The 2,582-nt window shown below is 64.5% G+C and carries 2 protein-coding genes; both read right to left on the reverse strand.

What is annotated here, in order from left to right:
• Positions 1-354: 354 nt before the first annotated feature.
• Entirely contained in the window at positions 355-1,554 is a 1,200-nt protein-coding gene (locus U4Z31_RS36755) for an IS91 family transposase (protein WP_321812971.1), read from the reverse strand.
• Between the two features lie 8 nt (positions 1,555-1,562).
• On the reverse strand, positions 1,563-2,444 hold the full coding sequence (locus tag U4Z31_RS36760; RefSeq protein WP_321812972.1) for a site-specific integrase: 882 nt from the start codon (positions 2,442-2,444) through the stop codon (positions 1,563-1,565).
• Between the last annotated feature and the right edge of the window lie 138 nt (positions 2,445-2,582).

A 2,582-nucleotide genomic window follows, 5' to 3' on the forward strand; every position in this document is an offset into this window, starting at 1 on the left:
GATAATGCAGAGGATTTTTAGCGAAGCGCAGGCGGCGCACTGAGCCCGAGTGGGCACGGCGTTCGGGCCGGCTGTGCTTCGCTAAAAATTCTTTGAGCTAAGCCGCTCCGCTGACGGTTGCGGCTATGGGCATTGGATCATGGCACTCGCGTGCAAGATGACCGACAACGGGGTTCGCAGCCATCGGGACGAGGGGTTCGCGGCGCAGTTTGCTGGAAGAATGTTCACAGACCGCGTGGAATGAACAGGAGCCGCAGGCTGCGGCAGGCGACGGTGGGTGACGTCGGGTCGAGCGTGTCCAACGGCGCCAGCGGGACGTACTGGAACCGATGTTGTTGGCGAGCGGATTGGGATTCATCGGAGATTCGCCGGTGGCGGTCGCGGCGCCGCGCCGGGGAACAGGCGATCGATGCAGTGCATGCGCCCGCGCGTGCACACGGGGCAGGTGTAAAGCGAGCGGCCGGTGAGTTTCTCGTAGCGGTCCCGATAGTCGGGTTCAGGCGCGCTGCGGGCTTCGCTGGTGGGCGCGACATCGAGCAGCTGACGGCAAACGACCAGCTGGGACTCCCGCAGTCGATTGCTGAGCAATCCGTAGTGACGGATGCGTTGCAGCCCGCGCGGCAGCACATGCAGCAGGAAACGCCGGATGAACTCGTGGGCGTCAAGGCGCATCACGCGTGGTCTGCCCGGGTGACGATAGTCCTTCCAGCGGAACGTGACATGCCCGTGGGTCAAGCCGACGAGGCGGTTGTTGGAGATCGCGACGCGATGGGTGTAGCGGCCGAGATAGTCGAGGACCTGCTGCGGGCCACCGAACGGCTCCTTCGCATAGACCACCCATTCGGCGTGCCGCGGACCGGCAAGATAGCGAGCAAATTCGCATCGTTCAGCCAGGTGCGCGAGCGACGAGAAGAACCGCAGATCGCCCACATCGAAGGCATGCTGCAACCGTTCAAGGAACAAGCGGCGGAATAGACGCGACAGCACCCGCACCGGCAGGAAGAAACCAGGCTTGCAGGCCACCCAGCGGGTGCCGTCGGGAGCCAGCCCTCCGCCCGGGACCACGCAGTGTAGGTGGGGATGATGCACAAGATTCTGCCCCCACGTGTGTAGGATCGCGATGAATCCGATGGTCGCGCCGAGATGGCGCGGGTCGGCAGCGATCGTATGCAGCGTTTCGGCCGTAGCCTGGAACAGGATGTCGTAGACCACCCGCTTGTTCTGGAAGGCGATCGACGCGATCTGTTCGGGGATGGTGAAGACAACGTGGAAGTACGGCACGGGCAGCAGGTCGGCCTGGCGGTCGCCGAGCCATTGCGCGCGGGCGAGCGACTGACACTTCGGACAGTGCCGGTTACGGCAGGAGTTATAGGCGATGCGCTGATGACCGCAGGTGTCGCACTGTTCGACGTGGCCACCCAGCACTGCGGTACGACATTGCTCGATCGCACTCATGACGCGACGCTGCGCGCGGCTGAGCGAGTCGGCATGCACGTCCCGATAGGTTGGGCCGTGGCGACGCAGAACGTCCGCCAGTTCCAGCGCGGCACGCATGATCGCACTCAGCCGTTTGTGGGCGGAGGCTCGGGGCAGATGGGCGTGGCAGGTCGTTGAGGCAGTCGGTCGAACGGACTCGTCGTCGCGCAGACGGTGCTGGTTGCGACCTTCAGATAGCGCGAGGTCGTGGCGAGGCTGCGATGACCGAGCAGCAACTGGATCGTGCGCACGTCGGTGCCGGATTCGAGCAGGTGCGTGGCAAACGCATGGCGCAACGAATGCGGCGTGATGGGCTTGCTGATGCCGGCACGACGGCGGGCGTGCTGGCAGGCCTGTCGCACTACGTCGGCACCAACGGGTTGGTCAGGAAAGCGGCCAGGAAACAGCCAGTACTGGGGCCGGCCGATGCACCAGTAACTGCGCAAGATCTCCAGCAGCCGTGGCGAGAGCATCACGTAGCGGTCGGCGTGCCCCTTGCCCTGTTCGACCCGTAGCACCATGCGCTGGCTGTCGATGTCGCCGACCTTTAGGCGCGTGGCCTCCGAGATGCGCAGGCCGGCAGCGTAGGCTGCCATCAGCACGGTACGATGCTTGACGCTGCGGATTGCTTCGAGGAACCGGGTGACCTCGTCCTGACTGAGGATCACCGGCAGCTTGAGCGGCACCTTCGACAAGGGGATCTCGTCGACCGCCCAGTCGCGTTTGAGCGTGACCGTGTACAGGAAGCGCAAGGCCGCAGTGGCCACCACCAGCGTACTGCGGGAGCGCCGCTGGACTTCAACCAGATGCACTTGCCAGGCGCGGACTTCCTCTGGGCCCAGTACCTCGGGAGAGCGCCCGAAGTGTTGGGCAAAGGCCTTCACCTGCTGGAGGTAAGCGCGTTGGGTATTGGCCGCGAGGTTGCGCACGCGCATATCCTCGATCATGCGTCGACGTAGGGGTGTCATGGTGGACTCCGCTCAGAAGGGACGTGGGCAGCAAACTGCACTGCCATCGTCGCACTCGAACGGAGGGCCCCCACAATCGATCCCGGAGCCGATGCCGTCAGCCAACCACCACCTCCCGCGTCAGCGGGTTAGTTCAAT

The sequence above is a fragment of the Burkholderia sp. BCC1985 genome, from assembly GCF_905339915.1.
In the GTDB taxonomy this organism is placed as follows: Bacteria; Pseudomonadota; Gammaproteobacteria; order Burkholderiales; family Burkholderiaceae; genus Burkholderia.

What these genes read in the sequence shown, in the direction of transcription:
- U4Z31_RS36755 (WP_321812971.1), bottom strand. Translation starts at nt 1,554, where the DNA reads ATGCGTGCCGCGCTGGAACTGGCGGACGTTCTGCGTCGCCACGGCCCA.
- U4Z31_RS36760 (WP_321812972.1), bottom strand. Translation starts at nt 2,444, where the DNA reads ATGACACCCCTACGTCGACGCATGATCGAGGATATGCGCGTGCGCAAC.